Genomic DNA, 21,494 nt, shown 5'->3' with positions numbered 1-21,494 from the left:
AAATGATGGAATTGGCTTTTTGAACCACGCTTCAAGTCATTGCGTACTAAAAATATGCTGCAAGCAAACCGAATTGCAACCCCCATAAAGAAACCATTGAGTCACTAGCCTCCTTGCTTTGCATAGGCGATTATTCAATCTACCGATAAAAAATCGACTTATTCATTATTTCCAGTATTTTCAACATCATCAATGTTGTCTATTTCCATAAACATTCCCATCATTGAGGTTGAAGCCTTTTTCACTGAATTACTGTTAAACAAAGTGTCTTTACTTTGTAAAGTGACATACTTGCCATTATCTTTGTGCTTCATTCGGTAGCGCAGAGTGAACGTCTCACCAATACGGCTATGCTTCACTTTTTCGATGTGGTCAAGCACCGACTCTACATCTTCCGGATGGAAAAGTTGTTGGAACTCCTCATTAGTTAAATGATTTAAATCATCCAAACTATAACCAAGCAGATTAGTATAGGTTTCATTAATAAAGGTGTTTCGAGCGGTTTTGAAGTCATAGATATAAACACCGCCTAAAGTGGTGTTAAACAGCAAATCAATCATGTCTTGTTGTTCTTTAATCCGCTGCTTAGTTCCCATCAGCTCGGTAATATCCGTTACCGTACCCATAACATATTGCGCTTGCTTCAAGGTGTTAAAAGACACCGCAACCTCTACTTGCAACCAGATACTCTCTTTTTCTGAGTTCCAAGCACGGAAAGTAATGGTCTCAGCATTTTTACGCGACAAGACATTTTCAATAAATGTTTCAAATTTCTGTCTGTCTTCCGAGTAGACCAAACCAACCAAAGCTTCATAAGTAGGCTGATATTTGTCGATAACCAAACCAAATAAACGATAAACCCCTTGGCTCCATTCCATCGTATTGGAGATAACATCCCAACGGAAAGACCCCGTTTTACCAAGAGTTTCAGCATCCATTAAAAGTGTATTAGTGCGTTCTAGCTCATTAGCCATACGCTCTAATTCCATCTGTTGCTTGTCTTTATCCTCATAGGCAACGCGCAATTCAGAATAAGCGGTCTGTAATTCTTCATTGGTTGACTGCAACTCTTCGTTGGTGGTTTCCAACTCCTCGTTAGAACTCTGCAACTCTTCGTTGGAACTTTGCAGTTCCTCGTTCATTGATTGCATTTCTTCATTGGAAGTTTCTAACTCTTCAATAACCGTTTGCAGTTGCTCTTTGGTTTTTAGCAGTTGTCGCTCTTGCTCTTTGAACAAAGCTTCATCCGAAGACCCTTCTTCCAGCTGCGCCAAAGGCATATCCAGAACATATTCAATCTGACAATAAATCAGCACCAAATGGCCCATACCAGATTGATGCTCAATATCAATTAAGATTAAACGTGCCCAAACCGTATTGTTATCGATAATTAATTTTTGGAAGGTGGTCGTTGAAATCGCCTGTCCAGAACTGAGTACATGCAGACCGGAACGCAAATCTATCGACAGACTCGGATGAATGTTTTGATAGATGTTATTCGTTGGTAAACCTTCAGGGCGAACGAGTAATGGATTCTTACCTTGTGAATAAACAATGTCCATATTCTCATTAATCAAAATAGAATACGGCAGCATAAATTCACGAGTTTTTCGCGCTATCAAATCGCCCAATGTATCGATCGTTTTCTTAGCGGTAGACACCACGGTTTTACTTTCCGCAGGCATATCCTGCACAAAATCAACCAAACTACGGCGTGGTTTTTGCGACTCCGGCGGTAATTTTTTTCCGATAAAGTTCGCTTCAAAAATCTTGCCACTTTTCGATAGCGGTCTAAAGGTATCTTGAAATACGCCTATCGATTCAGACTGTCCTAGGAACAATAATCCTCTTGGATTTAATGCGTAATGGAATACTGGTAGGATGCGGCGTTGCAATTCCAAATTAAAATAAATTAATAAGTTACGACACGACAACAAATCTAAGCGTAAAAACGGAGGATCTACGGTGACATCATGGACAGAGAAAATAACGACCGATTTTATCGGTTTAATAATCTGAAACTGTTCTCCGTCAACGGTGAAATACTTACGCTTAATTTTATCTGGTAAATTTTGCAGAGCACTTTCTGGATAAACACCGTTGCGCGCAAACTCGACTGCATGTTTATCAATATCGGTCGCAAAAATTTGGACTTTATAATCTTCAAAATGCTGTCCAAGAATTTCAGAAAGCACGATTGCAATCGAGTAAGGTTCTTCACCGGTAGAACACGCTGGCGTCCAAACGCGGATAATTTTATTTTCTTTGTTCTCAAGATAATGGCGCAACTCATCTTGCAGATAGTTGAAAGCGCGAGCATCACGGAAGAAAGCGGTAACACCGATTAACATATCGTTAAACAGCAATTCTGCTTCGTTCTCTTTATCGGTCAAGAATTGAACATAGCTTTTTACATTGCCAATTTTAAGCGCAGTCATGCGACGTTCAATACGCCGCATGATAGTGGTTTCTTTATATTGTGAAAAATCAATTTTAAAGCGACGCTTTAAAAGACGCAGAATTTCGTAATAAGACTCACGCGATAAATTGGTTTCAAACCCTAAAGGGACTTGGCGCGGGAAAGTAGAAATATTCTTAAGTTCCGGACCAATTTCTTCTGGTGGAAGAATTAAATCAACGTTACCGGAGTTGATGGCCGAGTTCGGCATACCGTCATATTTTGCGGTATTTGGATCTTGTGCAATCCCAAAACCACCTTCACCTTTGATGGCTCGAATCCCACGAGAACCATCTGTCCCTGTACCCGAAAGCACGATACCAATTGCAGCTTCGCCTTTGGCCACTGCAAGCGATTCAAACAACATATCAACCGAAGGTCTCGGGATATGTCTATTTTCACTCATCAGCGAGAGGATAATGGTGTCTTGTTTGGATATTTCTATATTGTAACTTGGCGGACAAATATACAAGGTATCAGGCTTTAAAACAGCGCCATTGTGCGCAGCCAAAACCGGTATATTGGAATCTTTTTCAAGCAAATCAACCATCATACTTTTGTATGAAGGGGACAAATGCTGCGCCAGAATAAAGCTCATTCCACTGTTACTTGGCAGATTTGACACCAATAACTGAAGCGCTTCTAACCCACCGGCACTGGCACCAATACCAACCACAATCAGTTGGTCGGGGTTATTCTTCATCTCTCTTGAAAGAGGCTCATCAGTTGATACCCCTATTTCTTCTGGTTGAGGATCGGATTCAAGTTCAGCATCTGTAACTTCATCCGACGAAGACTCGACAATGACTTCTTCGCGCTCTACATTATCTTCGATGGGGTTGTTACGTTTGTCTTCAGACACTTTATTATCCTTGTATATCCAATGCTTATCTAGCCACGTTACTGAAAAAAGATGCACCTAAGTCATCATCAAATCAGGGGTAAATCGAGTTGCCGTACAATCTAGCCGCATTTCTCTCGAGAAACTTGCGCTCCTAGGGGAACAAAAAAAAAACCGAAAATGGTTTTGATTGCAACAAAGAAACTGTGTTTTCTCACCAAAAAATGAGAACAGATTCTGTAAATTCTTAACCAGCAATGCCTAATCAAAAGGCACCAACGGATAAAATAGCACAGATACTAGTTATAAAAAACTTTGCTTATCACGTTCAAGTAAACATCCTGTACTTAAATGCGCTCAATCAAAAACCTTGGAGGCTTGTCATGTTAAAACTTAATTCTGTCAACAATTGATTAAAACGCGTTTAGCGTACAAAAAAACAACTTATTATCGACTTTTTTGCTTTTTATCATCTAAGAAGACCCTGCTGAATTTTATTTTTAATTTTAGCGAGCAAGTGGCACTTCTCGTATCGTTAAAAATACGTCTTCAAACGCTAAACACACCAAACTAAAAAAATTTGATAAGTATTTTCGCCACTTTTTAATGACTTATCAATATGAATTTCATTTTCTTATAACTTATACCTCTTTTGTATATGGGATTAACCCAATTAATCACTCTCGTGTTTAAGATAGATACAAAGACATTGAAAAAATACGGACTTTTCCACCTCTCGCTAAGATTTAATTGACTCTGCCAGCACTTTTGATAGCCTTTAATGAGACACTTCTGAATGGTCGTTACCCTGTGAACTTATTGGCTTATTCACTTCCTAGTATCGTTCTGCTACCATTTTTCGGCGCGATACTGGCATTTTTCGGCGCCAAATATAATCGTTTGGCTGGCGCATGGCTGAGTGCCTTAACGACATTACTGGCACTGTTAATTATTACGCTGCAAATCAGCTCATTATCTGCAGGCGCTCCTATAGTACAAAGCTGGCCATGGCTTGAAGCAATTGGCCTGTACTTTGCGTTCCGGCTTGACGGCCTGTCACTGTTATTCAGCTTAATGATTCTCATCATTGGACTGCTCGTTATTGTCTACGCACGCTGGTATTTAGGGGCTAATGACGGCATGGGACGATTTTTTGCGTACTTAATGCTGTTTATGGGCTCTATGCTCGGCATCGTACTTTCGGAAAACTTGATTCAGCTCGTTGTATTTTGGGAGCTAACCTCAATCAGCTCATTTTTACTGATTAGTTACTGGCAGCACCGTAAAGACGCACGCCAAGGGGCACGTATCGCACTGAATGTGACTGCGGCTGGCGGACTCGCATTGCTTGGTGCAGCCTTACTGATTGGCGAGATTGTCGGCTCCTATCAACTCAGCGCTGTTTTATCCAGTGGCGACCTTATTCGCCAAGACCCACTCTATCCAATCACTTTAGCGCTACTGCTCTTAGCTGTTTTTACTAAATCCGCACAATTTCCATTCCATTTCTGGCTACCGCAAGCTATGGCGGCTCCAACACCGGTTTCCGCCTATTTACATTCCGCCACCATGGTCAAAGCCGGAGTTTTTCTGTTAGCTCGGTTTTTCCCCGTCTTTTCCGGAACTGAAATGTGGACTTGGCTGGTTGGCGGCTCCGGCTTAATCACACTATTAATTGGTGCCTATACGGCCCTTTTCAAACACGATATAAAAGCACTTCTCGCCTACTCAACGATTAGTCATTTAGGACTAATCACCCTGCTGTTTGGTTTTGGCACCCAGATCGCAGCGGTAGCGGCTATTTTTCACATCATCAACCACGCCACATTTAAGGCGTCACTGTTTATGGTTGCCGGTATTATTGACCATCAAACTGGCACACGCGATATACGCAAACTCAACGGCCTGATTCGATATATGCCACACACTGCGGCTTTAGCGATTATCGCTTCTCTGGCAATGGCCGGCGTGCCGCTTCTCAACGGTTTTTTGAGTAAAGAGATGTTTTTTGCCGAAGCGGTATTAATGTCCGATAGCACGTCAATTGCTTGGTTAATTCCTTTGTTAGTCACCGTTGGCGGCATCTTTTCGGTGGCCTATTCACTGCGTTTTATTCACGACATATTTTTTAACGGCCACCCCAAAGAGCTTAGCCGTACACCGCACGAACCAGCAAGGCAAATGAAAATCCCAATCGATTTATTGGTTTTAACGTGTTTGGCGGTCGGCATTTTTCCAGCCTATACCGTACAACCTATATTAAACAACGCCGTTGGCGCAACCTTACAAAGCGCAGTGCCGGAATACACTTTAACCTTATGGCATGGCATCACCTTGCCGCTGATTATGAGCGCACTGGCTTTAAGCCTTGGCACACTTATCTATTTTAAACGCCACAACCTAATTGCTAATTACGAACGCCATCAGCATATTAATGCGCGACGCTATTACCTAACAACCATTCAATCTCTAATCTCTGTAGCCAGTAAAATCACGGGGTATTTTGATGGGGGTTCACTACAAAACTCGATATTTTTGGTTCTTTTAGCTGCATTAATCAGCTTGAACTATGGTTTTTGGCATTATCCAGGAAGTTGGTTTGGTGAGCGTACCCTGCTACCACTTGATCCCGTTAGCCTCATCCTAGGCGCGCTATTAATCATCGTCAGCCTTTATAGCTTGCTTTGGTATCGTCAGCGCCTACAAAGCCTTTTGGCTCTTGCTGTTGTCGGCTTGATTTCGGCACTGGCTTTCATTAAATTTTCCGCCCCCGATTTAGCGTTGACACAACTGTCGATTGAAGTTGTCAGTATGCTACTGCTGCTTTTAGCCCTCTATTATCTGCCGGCGAGTGCTCCACGTGAAACCAATCGATTGCGTTTATGGCGCGACGGACTTCTTGCAACAGCGATTGGGATAAGCGTCACGGTGTTAAGCTTGATGGTGCTCACGCGCGACTTTGAAACAATTGCCTCGTTCTTTATCGCTAACAGCGTCTCAGCTGGCGGCGGCAACAATATCGTCAATGTTATTTTGGTGGATTTCCGTGGTTTTGATACTCTTGGCGAAATCGTTGTGCTCGCTCTAGCGGGTCTAGGCGTTGTTGCCTTGCTCAATCAAACCAAAATTTCACCTATTGAAAAATTTCATCTCAGCAACCAACCCAATCCACTGATTTTACAAACCTTCAGCCGCATCATACTGCCACTGATGTTGCTGATTGCGGTCTTTATCTTATTGCGAGGTCACAATTTACCAGGTGGCGGCTTTATCGCTGGGTTAATAACAGCGATTGCGATAACGCTTCTGTATTTAGCCAACGGAATCTTTTGGAGTCATCAACATTTGGCTATCAATATGCAAAAAGTGATTGCGCTGGGCTTACTCTGTAGCGCTCTAACCGGATTGGCCGCACTGCTGTTTGACTACCCATTTTTAACTTCCGCGTTTACGCACTTTGATTTGCCCCTAATAGGTAAGATTGAACTCGCCAGTGCACTTGGCTTTGATTTAGGCGTTTTCTTAGTCGTGGTCGGCACCACCGTTTTAAGCTTAGTGCAGATTGGCCAACTCAACCAAAAGCGCCCCCTTAAGGAGACCGATAAATGGAAATATTGATCGCTGTATGCATCGGAACCTTAACCGCAAGCGGTGTATTTCTCCTGTTGCGGGCGCGAACTTTTGCCGTCGTTATCGGTTTAACCCTCTTGGCCTATGCGGTCAATCTATTTCTCTTTGCTATGGGCCGTTTACAGATTGGATTACCAGCGGTCATCAATGCGCAAGCTAATGATTATGCCGACCCATTACCTCAAGCTTTAGTTCTCACCGCCATTGTTATCGCTTTCGGAATGACCGCCTTTTTAATTGCCTTGGCGATTAAAGCACGCGCTGAATTAGGCAATGACCATGTCGATGGATTGCATCGGGCAAACGACGAAACACCTGAACAAGAAACGCCCACAAAGTCGCGTAACAATGGACGCATGAGAAACCCAATATGAACCTAAATCCGGTAATTTGGTCACTGCTTTTACCCTTGCTAAGCGCAATCGTTTTGCTGTTATTGAGTCAACGGATAAAATGGCAACGTAGCATCAGCTTATTCGCCAGCAGCAGCTTGGTCTTAATCACCTTCTACGCCATGGGGTTTGCACTCAGCTCTACGCCACAAACCTATGCGCTCGGCAACTGGCCAGCACCATTTGGAATTATCCTAGTACTCGACCAATTGTCTGGACTTCTACTAGTAATAACGGCTCTCTTAAGCCTTGCAGCACTGTGGTGTGCGGTCCGTCAAAACACCGACCAACAAGGTGTCCACTTCCATGTTCTTTGGCAACTGCAAATTTTTGGTTTGAACGGCGCTTTCTTAACCGGTGATCTATTCAATCTATTTGTCTTTTTTGAAGTGCTCTTATTGGCTTCTTATGGGTTGTTACTGCATGGTGGCAGACGCCAAAATACTAAAGCTGGCTTGCATTACGTGGTCATCAACCTGCTTGCTTCAAGTTTGTTTCTATTTGCCGTTGGCACGCTTTATGGCATCTTAGGCACGCTCAATATGGCCGACTTGGCTCAAAAAATCGCACATCTTCCCGCAGACAACCAGCCTATCGTTGCCGCCGCAGGCTTACTACTCTTAGTGGTGTTTGCCGTTAAATCTGCACTTTTTCCGCTGTATCTCTGGTTACCGAAAGCCTACGCGAATACCACGGCTCCTGTCGCCGCTCTATTTGCGATTATGACCAAAGTAGGCGTGTATGCGATTATCCGCGTCCACGGTATGTTGTTCGGCGAAAACGCAGGCGCCCTCGCTGGCTTACATTTGCCATGGCTACTCTGGCTTGGCCTGATAACCTTATTATTGGCTGCATTTGGCACCTTAGCAGCGACAACCCTGCGCCAAACAATCGCCTATTTAGTCTTGGCCTCTGTCGCCACTCTGCTGATTGCCATCGGGATAAATCAAACGCAGACGCTACCAGCACTGCTGTTTTACTTAATCCACTCAACCTTTATCGCCGCCGGACTATTTTTACTTGCCGACTATGTTCGCCAAGGCCGCCCACAACACGCTGACCGCTTAATCGCCGATTTCGCTATGCCGCGAAACACCTTAATTGGCGGCGTGTATCTTTTTGCCGCCATCGCAATCAGCGGCATGCCACCGCTGTCTGGCTTTTTTGGCAAGCTACTGATTTTGCAATCTTCAATTCAGCATCCCTATTTTTGGTGGATTTTGGCGACCATATTGCTTAGTAACCTGCTGATTATCATTGCATTAGTACGCGTTGGTTCGGTGCTGTTTTACCAAACACTACCGCGTGAAAGATGCCATGACTCAGCCCTTCAAACACAGTGCCTGCCACCACATATCAATCCACAGGGCTGTGGTGCGATTGTCGGTCTGTTATCTATAGGCATTCTTTTAACCTTGTTTGCACAACCCATTTACCAGATAACAGAATCAATCAGCGCACAATGGCAACAAGTGACACTCTATCAACAGCAAGTACTGACAACGGCACCATTCGACAACCCCAATAAAACCCTCTACTGGGAGGATATAAAATGAAATTCGTCCCTCGCTTTCCACAACCCCTACTCAGCCTTACGCTGTTCCTCATTTGGCTGCTATTGAATAATGATTTCAGTCCCGGTCAACTGCTTTTAGGATTATTTTTGGCGTGGGCAATCCCACTTTTCACTCAAGTTTTTTGGCCACATCCCATCTGTTTGCGTAAACCCTTCACGCTGATTAAATTCCTATTCATCGTCCTAGGCGATATAGTCGTTGCCAATTTTGTGGTCGCGCATCGAATTTTAAGCAGCACAAAAAAACTGCAACCGACTTTTCTGGCCATTCCGCTCGACCTGCAGCACCCGATTGCCATCAGCATTTTTGCCAACACCATTTCGCTAACGCCTGGAACAGTTTCATGTCATCTCAGCGATGACCGTAAAATCTTACTGGTACACGCACTCGACAGCGCAAAACCGCAACATGACATTGCACAAATCAAACAACGCTATGAACATCCGTTAAAAGAGGTGTTTGAATCATGTTGCAACTAAGTCTACAACTCGCGCTGCTACTGTTTACCGTCGCTCTGCTACTGAGTTTTTATCGATTGATTCTCGGCCCTTCAAACGCCGATCGAATTTTGGCGCTAGACACGCTCTATATCAACAGCATTTCGCTCATAGTATTAGCGGGGATTTTATTAGACAGCGCGCTGTTTTTTGAAACTGCTCTACTGATTGCGGTTTTAGGATTTGTTAGCACCGTCGCGCTCTGCAAGTTTTTATTGCGCGGCGACATTATGGAATAAAAAAGGAAACGAGAATGCCGTTTTGGTTTGAAATGCTGTTATCTGTACTTATCGTACTGGCCGCAACACTGGTCTTAATAGGCTCCTGGGGATTGGTGAAATTGCCGGATTTTTTTACTCGCTTACACGGTCCAACCAAAGCCAGTACGCTCGGTGCCGCCTTAGTACTGATCGCCTCAGCCATGTATTTTAGCCAACGAAGTGGCAGCCTTAGCCTACATGAAATATTGATTAGTCTGTTTCTGTTTATCACCGCACCGGTCGCAGCGCATTTAATGGCTCAGGTCGCCCTGCACCAGCAAGACAAGCAGCCACCGATTGATAAATCACTCGATCCGATAGATGGCGATACATCATCTTAAAGCTGATGTCGTGCGCGTCTTATTAATAGCCGAGTTTATTAATCATCCGACGATCGCGTTTGGTTGGACGTCCAGTTCCTTTTTCACGATAACCCAACAGTGCCATATCCTCAGTAGGTTTACGCTGGTTCAACAATTCGCTATTCAACTGATACAAAGTCTGCGCTTGTTCCGCACTACTGCGCTTATCGCTAACAACCAACACCGTTACTTCAATTTGGCGATGCGGCTGGGTGATTTTAAGCCTATCACCTTGTTGTAGGGTTTTACTCGGTTTGGGTTTATGGCCATTTAACTCAATCTTGCCGCCCTTAATCGCATCCAGCGCGACGCCACGCGTTTTAAAAAAACGGGCTGCCCATAACCATTTGTCTACGCGTAATTTGTCCATTCCAAACTCAATATTCTCTTTATTTGAATAAGTTTAAACGACGCAGAATCAATAAGCCAACCACGCCCATCAGCAATAACAGTAAAGAAGGTACGGCAGCTCGTTCATAAAGGGCTTCTGCACTCAGTTCAAAAATGCGAATCGCCAAAGTATCCCAACCAAATGGACGTAATAAATACGTTGCCGGAAGTTCCTTAGAGATATCCAAAAAAACCAAAATAAAAGCCGCAATCAAACCTGGTTTAAGCAATGGAAGATAGATTTCCCATACCAAACGAACTGAACCTGCACCCATATTCCGCGCCGCTTCAATAACACTAGGGCGAATTGTATCCAGACGGCTTTCGATTGGACCGTAAGCCACAGCAATAAAACGCACCATATAAGCCAAGTAGAGCGCAAACAATCCACCGATAAACCAAGTGGTTGCAAACAATGAATTAAACCAGGCCATCACCGCCATAATGCCAATCGCCAAGACGATTCCCGGCAAAGCATACCCCAAACGCGCCAATAGCAAAGCCGTCCGCAACGGGCGCGAGGCAAAACGCTTACGTAAAACATTCAGCAATAGCGCCATAAACACCGTAGCTAAAGCGGCGCTAATACTTAGAATTAATGTGCTATTAAACCACTCCAGATAACGACTATCCCACTCTGCCAAAACGCTCTGATAAGCCCAGATTGACAGTTGAATAACGGGAATGATTAACACCACCAGCAAAACAAACCAGACAAGTCCGCTAACAAACCACTGTTGCCAAACCTTTAAACTAAAAGGTGGCTGATCTAAACGCGCTTGTTGTACAAAAGAGCGCCGACCGCGACTGTACTTCTCAACACCCAATAATAGCAAAGCAACCAACAACAATAAGGTGGAAAGCTGTGCCGCCGCCGCTAAAGAACGAAAATCTTCCCAAACACTATAAATGGCCGTGGTAAACGTTGAATAATTAAAGAGCGCCACCGTACCAAAATCCGCAAGTGTTTCCATTAAGGCCAAACTCACCCCAGCCGCAATCGCTGGACGAGCCAAAGGCAAACTGACTCGCCAAAATACTTGCGAGGGGCTACAGCCAAGTATCCGCGCACTCTCTATCATACTGATCGATTGATTGGCAAAAGCGGTACGCGCCAATAGATAAACGTAAGGATAAAAAACCAGTGTTAGCACTAAAGCGGGGCCAAATACACCTTCACGAATATCAAAGTACTCAATTCCATAAGGCCTAAGCCACTGCTGAAACGTCCCGCCATAATCAAAAGTACCCAAAAAAACAAACGCCAACACATAGGCTGGCATCGCAAAAGGCAGTAGTAAAAGCCAACTGAGCCAACGCCTACCGGGAAATTCATACATCACCACAAGCCAAGCTAAACCAACCCCAAGCAGCAAGGTGCCAAAAGCCACTGCAACGACCAATAGCAAAGTATTAACCAGCAACTCGCTCAGAAAGCTATCCGCAAAATGCTGCCATAACTCAGTATCAATTTCTTGCCAAGAACTCAGTAAATGTAAACTGGGCAATAATAACAACAAAACCAGCGTGGCCAATAAAAGCCACGCTGGTGTCCAAATGACCATCTGCCGTAAAGCGTGTAATCGAGTCAATTATTCAACCTTTGTTTACACTGGCCCGAACGCGCGTAAAAATCCATCATATTCTCATCCATTACTTGCGTTATTTAAAGACTCAGAATAAGTCTAAATTACCTTAACGATAACCGGCTTTTTGCATTAAACGCACCGCTTGCTGTTGACGACTGACCACTTCAGAAAGACTTAATTCGTCTGCTTTAAAACTACCCCATGCCGCCACGGTCGCAGACACTGGCACCGCAGGATTAGCAGGATACTCTTGGTTTACCTCAGCATAAATTTTCTGTGCCTGATCTTGTGCTAACCACTCAATAAGTTTACGTGCGTTATCTACCTGATCACTGGCTTTAACAATCCCAGCCCCAGAAACATTAACGTGCGTGCCAGTAGTCTCTTGATTTGCCCAAAACAACGCCAATTTGGTGTCTGGCTTCTCTGCCATTAAACGCCCGAAATAATAGGTATTTACGATACCAACATCACAACGACCAGCTAAGATAGCCTCCATCACTTGAGAATCTTTCGCATAGGGTTTGGCAGCCAAGTTTTTCACCCATCCCGCCACGACTTTCTCGGCTTTCGCCTCACCATCATGCGCGATTATCGAAGCAACCAACGATTTGTTATACACTTTTTGTGAGGTACGCAAACACAATTTACCTTGCCATTTTGCATCCGCCAAATCTTCATAATCTTTCAGTTGGTTAGGTTGCAAACGTTCCGTGGCATAGACCAATGTACGTGCTCGCACCGACAGTCCTGTCCAAAAATCATCAGCATCGCGTAAATTCAACGGAATATTTTGTTTAATCACAGAAGAATTAAGCGGTTGAAACAGCCCTTGCTCAGCTGCATAACCCAAATTACCGGCATCAGCCATCATTAAAATATCCGCTTCAGTGCGTTCACTTTCAGCCTTGACGCGCTCAATCAAAGCACCATCTTTACCGGTATACAACAAAGTTTTAATACCTGTTTGCTTAGTAAACTCATCCAATTGAGGCTTAATCAAATGCTCTTTACGCGCACTGTAAATAACAATCGCATCTTCGGCAGCATACACACCCGATGAACTCATCATCAATGAAGCAGGCAATAAAAATGACACAGCAAGACTCATTGCCAACCCATTAGGCAAATATTTTTGCAGCATAGCAAATTCCTTGATTATTTTAGAAATAGCTTAAAAGTTAAGCAACAGACTGGTGGTCAAAATGCAAAACACCACCACGCAAATGCGCCATGCGATCGCAAAGCACCTGCGCTTCATCGGCAGAATGGGTAACCACTAATGCCGAGATATTTTCGTGTTTAATCCATTCGCGCAAGGTTTGCGCTAAACGCATCGCCAAGGGGCGATCTAAATTCGAGAAAGGTTCATCTAAAAGAAGCAAATCTGGCTTAGGTGCCATAGCACGGGCAATCGCCACACGCTGTTGCTGTCCACCTGAAAGCTCATGAGGATAACGTGCTAGCAAAGATTGAATATCCATCATTTGCGCCAACTCATCGACACGAATCGCACGCTCGGCCTTAGAAAGGCGTTTAAGACCGAAAGCAATGTTCTCTTGCACGGTAAGATGTGGAAACAGCGCGTAATCCTGAAAAACCATGCTAATGCCGCGTTGTTCTGGAGCTGTACAATATTGAGTACAACTTAAACAACGCCCTGCCACCATCACTTCGCCCTGATGTAAGCGCTGAAAACCGGCAATGGTTCGCAATAAAGTTGTTTTACCACTACCGCTTTCGCCCATTAAACCGACAATTTCACCTGCAGCTAGCTGCAAATCGCAAGTATTAAGTACTGGCAACTGATCATGGATTACAGTGACTTTTTCGAGTGCTAACATCTGATTTTCCAGCTTCTATATCTAAATGATAATAATTAACAACTCGAATATTAAATTAAATAAGAATTGTTTTCAATATCAATTGAGACAAAGCATCATTTAATTTTTTGCACAAAACCTAAATGATAATAGTTTTTATTAATTATCTGGCTTTGACACTGCTGAAGAGACACAAGACCAGTCCCGATTGACTTCAGCGCGATATTGCCTGTTTTTGGCAAGTATCGACATAACGACAAATAGCCGCTTTGCTGCAATCCAATTATTCTCTGCCTAAAGTCAATTAACCTTATTCTGCGTCACTCTAATTAAAACCATTCACGAGGCGTTAGATAATCATAAATACGTGCTTCTTCTGTACCCGGTTCAGGCTGGTAACCATATTTCCAGACCACTTCCGGCGGCATCGACATCAAAATAGATTCGGTGCGCCCGCCGGTTTGTAACCCAAAAATGGTGCCACGATCAAACGCCAAATTAAATTCAGCATAACGACCACGACGATACAGCTGGAAATCCTTCTGACGCTTACCAAATTCATCGTTTTTATGTTTCGCCAAAATCGGACGGTAGGCGTTAATAAAACCATCACCAACCGCTTGCATAAAAGTAAAGCAAGTATCGAAATCCCAACCATAGGTTTCTTCGTTCAAATCATCAAAAAACAGGCCGCCAATCCCACGGGTTTCGTCACGGTGTTTAAGATAAAAATATTCATCGCACCATTTTTTATATTTTGGATAAATCTCTTCACCAAAAGGTTCACAAGCATCCTTCGCGGTTTTATGCCAATGCACACAATCTTCGTCAAACGGATAATAAGGCGTTAAATCAAAGCCCCCACCAAACCACCAAACCGGTGCTTCGCCCTCTTTTTCAGCGATAAACATCCGCACATTGGCATGGGACGTTGGCGCATAAGGATTGCGAGGGTGAATCACCAATGAAACCCCGAGTGCCTGAAAAGAACGACCCGCCAACTCTGGACGGTTCGCGGTTGCCGCCGGCGGCAATGTTTTACCACGCACGTGTGAAAAATTAACCCCACCTTTTTCGATGACGGCTCCTCCTTCCATGACACGCGTACGCCCCCCGCCAGTCAAACCCATAGCACCTTCAGCACCTTCGCGCTCCCAAGCGTCAATAATAAAATCTTTTGAGCCATCTTCTTCAGCAAGTTGCGTACAGATATTTTCCTGCAAGGATAATAAATACGCTTTAACCGATTCGACATTGACTTGATTGGCCATTGCTACTCCTAATTTTCAATATTTTTTATCGTGCCTTATTCTAACAACCACTTTTAAGCTTAAATCAATATTTTTGCCAGCAAATTTTTATCCTTAGCTATTGCCGTTATCCATCGTGCCGATTATCCTTTCTAAACATTTGCCCAAGGAATAAGTTTATGAAAAAACATTTGATGATGGCTGGATTAAGCTGCTTATTGCTGAGCAGCCAAGTGGCTCACGCCAATTGGTGGGAAAAAGGCGTTGATATGTATAAAGAGATGCAAACTTCGCAGCAAAATGACGATAGCACAGCCAACGATATGTCATCCCAGTTCAGTGCCGAGGAGCTACAGAAGGCGTTTCGCCAAGCGCTGAATATTGGAGCGGAAAACGTCATTGCTAAACTTGGGGTGGAAAACGGCTTTAATCTTGATCCCAAGGCGCACATCAGCCTACCAAGTAGCTTACAAAGCGTCCATAAAATGCTGGATCGTTTTGGTTATGGCCAACTGACCGATAACTTAGAACTTAAACTTAACCAAGCTGCGGAAGAAGCGACACCACAAGCAAAAGCCCTTTTTATGAATGCCATTCAAGAGATGTCGTTTGATGATGTTCGTAAAATTTATCAAGGTGCTGACGACTCGGCGACTCTATACCTAAAAAGTAAAACCGCCGACAAAATTCGTACGCAAATGGGGCCCATAGTGAATGCGAAATTACAAGAGGTCGGAGCTTTACAAGTTTATGAACAAATCCGCGCAAAATACCAAAGCTACCCATTGGTACCAAACATTAATGCTGACTTACAACAACACGTTTTGGACAAAGGCATCGATAGCATTTTTTTGTATTTAGCGGAACAAGAAAAAGCGATTCGTGAAGACCCTGCAAAACAAACCACTGAACTTCTGAAAAAAGTGTTTCAAAAATGATCAAACTGAACCAAAAACCTTTCTTTATCAGCGCCACCATTCTGCTTGCGGCAAGTAGCCTTAGCGGTTGCGGCACAGCAACCACCCAAAAAGGAACCGTTGGCATAGAGCGTACCCAACTTATGTTGGTCTCTGAAGAGCAGATTATGCAAGGCGGCAAAGCCGCTTATGCTGAAGTCTTGGGTAAAGCCAAAGAAGAAAAAACCCTTAACACCAACCCCAAACTTACTAAGCGGGTTCGTCTTATAGCCGACCGTTTAATACCACAAACCGGCGTTTTCCGTGCCGATGCGCCAAAATGGGACTGGGAAGTGAATGTTTTGGAATCAGAGCAACTCAATGCTTGGTGTATGCCTGGCGGAAAAATCGCCTTTTACACCGGCATTATTGAAAAATTGAACCTTACCGATGCAGAAATTGCCGCTATTATGGGACATGAAATGGCGCACGCATTGCGCGAACACAGCCGTGAACGTGCCTCGCAACAAGTTGCACAACAAACTGGTCTAGCGGTTTTAGGTGCGGTGACAGGCATGGGACAAGTCGGTATGGATTTAACCTCCTTAGCGATGAATGTCACCCTGACACTTCCCAATAGTCGCACACATGAAACCGAATCCGACCGTATTGGCGTTGAGCTCGCGGCACGCGCCGGTTATGATCCTTATGCCGCCATTTCGCTATGGCAAAAAATGGGCAAAGCTACCGAAGGCGGAAAAACACCCGAACTATTAAGCACCCACCCTTCGCATGACTCTCGTATTCAAGATTTGCAAAAATACGCTAAAAAAGTAGAGCCTTTGTATTTGGCTGCTAAAAAGCAATTCAAATAGCCGTTACTCTAAGGAAAACAAATCCAAATGGCTTTAGGCACAAAAGAAACAGAAGAGCTTAGCTAACCAAGGTGGGCTGTTTGCAGTCAATTCGCGGTCTATCGGAACGGATTAAAGTTAACGCAACTGCCTTCCACTTGAAGCATCGAAAATTTGAGTTGGTTGGCTAAGCTGCCCTAATTCACCTTGTAAACAATCAAGCTGTTCAGCGAAAATCGCGGCAACCTCTTGGCAGGAACGCGCCGGTTCAGAGCCAGTAAGATTGGCACTGGTTGATATTAAAGGCCCGCCAAAAGCACTACAAAGCTGCTGCACATCTTGATGTGCAGTTACCCTAACCGCAACGGTATCGCGCCCACCGGTTATCCAAATCGGTAATATCTTTTGAACCGGTAAAACCCAAGTCACCGGCCCCGGCCAAGTTCGTTCAACCGCAGCTTGCCAAGGTTCGCCTTGCAATTTAACCAAAGGCAATATTTGCTCAATACTGGCAGCAATTAAAATCACCCCCTTTTCCAAAGGACGCTGCTTCACGTGAAGCAAGGTTTGCATAGCCGTTTGATTAAATGGATCACAACCCAAGCCATAAACCGCCTCGGTTGGATAAGCAATCACTTGCCCTGCTTGCAATTGTTGTACCGCTTGCACAAGCGTAATCTGCGCCATTTAGTTTACGCCTGACGATGAATACGAAGTACTTGCTTAAAGACATTCGGGTCTTTAATTTGCGTCATTTCGCCTTCGCGCGGCATATGCTTATCTTTTAAGCGCGACAGGAAAAAACGCAGTGCTGCTAAACGCAGTGCCGCCGGCCAAGCCTGTTCTTCTTCTTCACTTAACGGTCTTTGCTGACGATACGCGTGCACCATCTGTTCGACTTTAGTCGCGTCAAAATGAATATTTTCCACGTCGCCTTCATTAATTCGACACCAGTCATTGACCATGACAGCCAAATCATACAAAAATGCCGCATTACAAGCGTAATAAAGGTCAATAATACCGGACAGTTGATTGCCGGAAAAAAGCGCGTTATCACAAAAAAGATCCGCATGAATCACCCCAGAAGGCAGATGCGCCCAATCAATTTGCGCTTGGTACGCCAATTCGGCTTCAATCATCGCCTGCTCATCGCTTGGAAGATACTGCTGAATTAATTGGTAAGTTGAAACCATCCAATCCAGACCACGATCATTTGGACGAAAATCACTGAAATCCTGACCTGCTTGATGAAAACGGGCTAAATACTCACCCATTACCGAACACTGTATGTCGTTTGGATGATCAACACCGCCGCCCTTCAAACGCTCAACCAACGCCGCCGGCTTCGCTTTTAATTCTTTCAAATAGCCGTTAGAAAGCGTTTTTATCGGGTGCGCTGTCGGAATTTCATGCTCTGCCATAAACGCCATAATATTTAAGAAATACGGCAGTTCTGCAAAACTATGATGCTCAAAAATTGTCAAAACAAACTGGCGAGTCTGCCCATCTTGCAGGGTATTGACAAAATAATTGGTGTTTTCAATGCCGGCACTAATGCCTTGGAAATCGGCCAGTTCGCCGACAGAATAATCTTGTAAAAATTCGACCAAATCGCTTTGTTCAACGACGGTATAGACAGACATAGAGTAATATCTCGTAATTCGCTAAAATGATTTGGCAAATTTTACCACGAGACCTTTGTACGAGTCAGAACTCGGACTGAAAATGCGAAAAATTTTCTCATTACAAAGCAAAACACGCGCTTAATAGGCTGCTGGGCTCTGTTTTTAAGGAAAATTTTCAGCTTTTTACCGCATTCTGCACAATACAAAAAGTCTCTCGCATAAGAGTGACTCAATGACTGATTCCAAAATCGATTTTCCAATCAACCCAAATAGCCCTTTTATCTTAGTTGACGGCTCATCTTATCTGTTCCGCGCTTTTCACGCTATGCCGCCACTTTCTAATTCAAAAGGTCAAGCTACCGGAGCGATTTTTGGCGTCATCAATATGCTCGGTAAACTACTCGAACAGTATCAGCCAGAAAAAATGGCGGTTATTTTTGACGCCAAAGGCCCAACGTTTCGACATAAAATGTATTCGCAATATAAAGCGCATCGTCCACCGATGCCTGATGAATTACGCAGCCAAATTGAACCAATTCATCAGATCGTTAAAGCACTTGGCCTACCATTATTGGTTATTGAAGGTGTGGAAGCCGATGATGTGATGGGCACCTTAGCGCATCAAGCCACGCTTGCCCAACACGATACGTTGATATCCACTGGTGATAAAGACATGGCACAACTGGTCAATGAACACGTCACCTTGATTAACACCATGACCGATACATTAATGACTCCGCAAGGTGTAGTCGATAAATTTGGCGTGCGTCCTGACCAGATTATTGATTACCTTGCGCTGATGGGCGACAGTTCGGATAACATTCCTGGTATCCCAAAATGTGGCCCTAAAACCGCTGTTAAATGGCTAAACGGCTTTGGAAACATTGATAATTTGGTCGCGAACGCATCAATGATTACAGGCAAGATTGGCGAAAATTTGCGCAATAATCTAGAACAACTCGAACTTTCACGACAATTAACCACCATAAAATTAGATTGTGAATTACCAATTGGACTGGCGGATATTACCCGTGGATCGCCTGATATGGCTCAATTAAAAGAGCTATTTAGCGAATACGAGCTACGTACTTGGTTAGGGCAAGTCACTCAAGGCGAAATGCCTTTTAGCAAAAATAATGGCGCACGTGCCCACAGCCAAACCCTGCAAAAGAAAAATACCCCAACAGCCGAGACAACGACAGAAGCACTCGCTGTTGAGGCAAATAACCCAGCACAATATCAGACACTCTTTACCCAAACGCAATTCGACCAATGGCTGCAATGGATTCAGCAAGCCGATCTATTTGCGATTGATACCGAAACCACGTCGCTCAATCAAATGCAGGCTGAAATCGTTGGCGTTTGTTTAGCCGTCAATCGCGATAATAAAATGTACGCTTGTTACATTCCATTGGCACATGACTACCCAGATGCACCAGTGCAACTTGAGCGCAAAATGGTGCTAAATGCTTTAAAACCAATTTTGGAAGATGCCAAAATTCAGAAAGTTGGACAAAATTTAAAATACGACTGGCACGTTCTCCAAAACCATGGAATTACACTGCAAGGGATGCAGTTTGATACGATGCTTGAATCTTACACACTCAACAGTGTTGCCACCCGTCACAATATGGACGACTTAGCACTGAAATATCTTGGGCGTAAAACAATTCACTTTGAAGAAGTCGCTGGCAAGGGTAAAAAACAACTTACCTTTAACCAAATCGATATCGATACTGCCGCAAATTATGCAGCAGAGGATGCTGAAATTACCTTACAACTGCATCAAACGCTTTGGCCACAATTACAACAACAACCAGAATTAGCCAAAGTATTGACCGAAATCGAAATGCCACTAATGCCCGTACTGGCACGTATTGAGCATAACGGTGTATTGGTGGATACGGCCATGCTTGCTCAACAAAGCGAAGAACTGACCATAAAACTCGATGAATTAGAACAGCAAGCGCATCTTATTGCTGGCACTAAATTCAATTTAAACTCATCAAAACAACTGCAAACGATTTTGTTTGAGAACCTGGCCTTACCAGTTATCAAGAAAACCCCTAAAGGCGTGCCGTCGACTGCAGAACCGGTATTGGCACAATTGGCAGAAGACGGCCATGAAATGCCGACGTTGATTTTAGAGTACCGCAGTTTAGCGAAACTGAAATCCACCTACACCGATTCCCTGCCAAAACAGATTAATCCTAAAACTGGCCGCATCCATACTTCTTACCAACAAGCGGTTGCTTCAACTGGACGCTTGTCTTCGACTGAACCAAATTTACAAAATATTCCAGTGCGTACTGCTGAAGGTCGCCGGATTCGTCACGCCTTTATTCCTCGCCCAGGTTATAAAATTTTAGCGGCTGACTATTCTCAGATAGAACTGCGTATCATGGCCCATTTATCAGCCGACAAGGGATTGTTAACTGCGTTTTCGACTGGTAAAGATGTTCACCAAGCCACTGCTGCGGAAATTTTCGGCGTTCCCTTAGAGAGCGTCACAACGGAACAGAGACGAAGCGCAAAAGCGGTTAACTTTGGTCTGATATACGGAATGTCTGCGTTCGGTTTGGCTAAGCAATTAAATGTGCCGCGAGATGTCGCACAGGATTATATTAATCTGTATTTTGCCCGCTATCCTGGGGTGTTGGATTATATGCAACAAACCAAAGAGCAAGCCAAAGAAAACGGTTATGTCTCAACTTTAAGTGGTCGTCGCTTGTATCTGCCAGACATTAAATCAAGCAATGGACAATTACGCCAATACGCAGAACGTACGGCAATTAATGCACCAATGCAAGGTACTGCCGCGGATATCATCAAAACAGCGATGATTACGATTGATAAATGGTTAGCGCAAAGTCCATTAGATGTGCAAATGATTATGCAAGTGCACGATGAACTGGTGTTCGAAGTTGCCGAAAAAGATATTCCCGCTACACAAGAAACCATTAAACAGTTAATGGAATCCGCAATGGCATTAGAAGTCCCATTGTTGGTTGAAATTGGCATTGGCGACAACTGGGAACAGGCTCATTAAG

General features: G+C 44.0%; 17 protein-coding genes. 9 read left to right on the top strand and 8 right to left on the bottom strand.

Going from position 1 to position 21,494, the window contains the following annotated elements; all coding sequences use genetic code 11:
* Nucleotides 1-158: 158 nt before the first annotated feature.
* Nucleotides 159-3,320: a chemotaxis protein CheB gene (locus HRR27_RS00295; RefSeq protein ID WP_173269181.1), complete on the bottom strand. Its 3,162-nt coding sequence runs from the start codon at nt 3,318-3,320 to the stop codon at nt 159-161.
* 789 nt (nt 3,321-4,109) lie between these two features.
* Between HRR27_RS00295 and HRR27_RS00290 the strand changes: the two genes are divergently transcribed.
* From HRR27_RS00290 to HRR27_RS00265, 6 genes are read left to right on the top strand one after another with little or no spacing between them, the layout of a single operon-like run.
* Nucleotides 4,110-6,917: a monovalent cation/H+ antiporter subunit A gene (locus tag HRR27_RS00290; protein WP_173269179.1), complete on the top strand. Its 2,808-nt coding sequence runs from the start codon at nt 4,110-4,112 to the stop codon at nt 6,915-6,917.
* Nucleotides 6,905-7,303, top strand: a complete 399-nt coding sequence (locus HRR27_RS00285) for a Na+/H+ antiporter subunit C (RefSeq protein ID WP_173269177.1) — start codon at nt 6,905-6,907, stop codon at nt 7,301-7,303. Before HRR27_RS00290 ends, HRR27_RS00285 begins: the two co-directional genes overlap by 13 nt.
* Nucleotides 7,300-8,877: a monovalent cation/H+ antiporter subunit D gene (locus tag HRR27_RS00280; RefSeq protein ID WP_173269175.1), complete on the top strand. Its 1,578-nt coding sequence runs from the start codon at nt 7,300-7,302 to the stop codon at nt 8,875-8,877. The genes HRR27_RS00285 and HRR27_RS00280 overlap by 4 nt, the downstream gene beginning before the upstream one ends.
* Nucleotides 8,874-9,377 carry a Na+/H+ antiporter subunit E gene (locus HRR27_RS00275; RefSeq protein WP_173269173.1) on the top strand — a complete coding sequence of 168 codons (504 nt, stop codon included), beginning with the start codon at nt 8,874-8,876 and terminating at the stop codon, nt 9,375-9,377. The genes HRR27_RS00280 and HRR27_RS00275 overlap by 4 nt, the downstream gene beginning before the upstream one ends.
* Nucleotides 9,365-9,634, top strand: a complete 270-nt coding sequence (locus HRR27_RS00270; protein WP_173269171.1) for a K+/H+ antiporter subunit F — start codon at nt 9,365-9,367, stop codon at nt 9,632-9,634. Before HRR27_RS00275 ends, HRR27_RS00270 begins: the two co-directional genes overlap by 13 nt.
* Before the next feature lie 14 nt (nt 9,635-9,648).
* The gene (locus HRR27_RS00265) at nt 9,649-9,996 is read left to right on the top strand and encodes a Na+/H+ antiporter subunit G (protein WP_173269169.1); all 348 of its coding nucleotides are present in this window, start codon (nt 9,649-9,651) and stop codon (nt 9,994-9,996) included.
* 22 nt (nt 9,997-10,018) lie between these two features.
* Here HRR27_RS00265 and HRR27_RS00260 read toward each other — a convergent pair whose 3' ends face one another.
* The 5 genes from HRR27_RS00260 to hemF form a co-directional block, all read right to left on the bottom strand.
* Entirely contained in the window at nt 10,019-10,387 is a 369-nt protein-coding gene (locus HRR27_RS00260; RefSeq protein ID WP_173269167.1) for an RNA-binding S4 domain-containing protein, read from the bottom strand.
* Between the two features lie 19 nt (nt 10,388-10,406).
* Nucleotides 10,407-11,999 (bottom strand): ABC transporter permease, encoded by a 1,593-nt coding sequence (locus HRR27_RS00255; RefSeq protein WP_197905420.1) that lies wholly within the window; start codon nt 11,997-11,999, stop codon nt 10,407-10,409.
* Between the two features lie 103 nt (nt 12,000-12,102).
* Complete coding sequence (locus HRR27_RS00250) at nt 12,103-13,140, bottom strand: extracellular solute-binding protein (RefSeq protein WP_197905419.1); 1,038 nt, start codon at nt 13,138-13,140, stop codon at nt 12,103-12,105.
* Between the two features lie 37 nt (nt 13,141-13,177).
* A complete protein-coding gene (locus tag HRR27_RS00245; protein WP_173269165.1) occupies nt 13,178-13,840 on the bottom strand; it encodes an ABC transporter ATP-binding protein in 663 nt (220 codons plus the stop codon).
* Nucleotides 13,841-14,148: 308 nt separating this feature from the next.
* The gene (gene hemF / locus HRR27_RS00240) at nt 14,149-15,090 is read right to left on the bottom strand and encodes an oxygen-dependent coproporphyrinogen oxidase (protein WP_173269163.1); all 942 of its coding nucleotides are present in this window, start codon (nt 15,088-15,090) and stop codon (nt 14,149-14,151) included.
* Nucleotides 15,091-15,248: 158 nt separating this feature from the next.
* Here hemF and HRR27_RS00235 point away from each other — a divergent pair, with 158 nt between their 5' ends.
* Nucleotides 15,249-16,007, top strand: a complete 759-nt coding sequence (locus HRR27_RS00235; protein ID WP_173269161.1) for a DUF4197 domain-containing protein — start codon at nt 15,249-15,251, stop codon at nt 16,005-16,007.
* The gene (locus HRR27_RS00230) at nt 16,004-16,840 is read left to right on the top strand and encodes a M48 family metallopeptidase (RefSeq protein ID WP_173269159.1); all 837 of its coding nucleotides are present in this window, start codon (nt 16,004-16,006) and stop codon (nt 16,838-16,840) included. Before HRR27_RS00235 ends, HRR27_RS00230 begins: the two co-directional genes overlap by 4 nt.
* Nucleotides 16,841-16,957: 117 nt before the next feature.
* Here HRR27_RS00230 and tsaC read toward each other — a convergent pair whose 3' ends face one another.
* Both tsaC and HRR27_RS00220 read right to left on the bottom strand, forming a co-directional pair.
* The gene (tsaC, locus tag HRR27_RS00225) at nt 16,958-17,506 is read right to left on the bottom strand and encodes an L-threonylcarbamoyladenylate synthase type 1 TsaC (RefSeq protein WP_173269156.1); all 549 of its coding nucleotides are present in this window, start codon (nt 17,504-17,506) and stop codon (nt 16,958-16,960) included.
* 5 nt (nt 17,507-17,511) lie between these two features.
* Nucleotides 17,512-18,462, bottom strand: coding sequence for a homoserine kinase (locus tag HRR27_RS00220; protein WP_173269154.1), 951 nt, complete (start codon nt 18,460-18,462; stop codon nt 17,512-17,514).
* Nucleotides 18,463-18,676: 214 nt separating this feature from the next.
* On the opposite strand from HRR27_RS00220, the gene polA reads away from it, so the two are divergent.
* A complete protein-coding gene (gene polA, locus HRR27_RS00215; RefSeq protein ID WP_173269152.1) occupies nt 18,677-21,493 on the top strand; it encodes a DNA polymerase I in 2,817 nt (938 codons plus the stop codon).
* Nucleotide 21,494 lies beyond the last annotated feature (1 nt).

It is taken from the genome of Thiosulfatimonas sediminis (assembly GCF_011398355.1).
GTDB classification, from domain to species: Bacteria; Pseudomonadota; Gammaproteobacteria; order Thiomicrospirales; family Thiomicrospiraceae; genus Thiomicrorhabdus; species Thiomicrorhabdus sediminis_A.
Note: the sequence above shows the minus strand (reverse complement) of the source record. Positions and strands in the feature narration are given on the sequence as shown.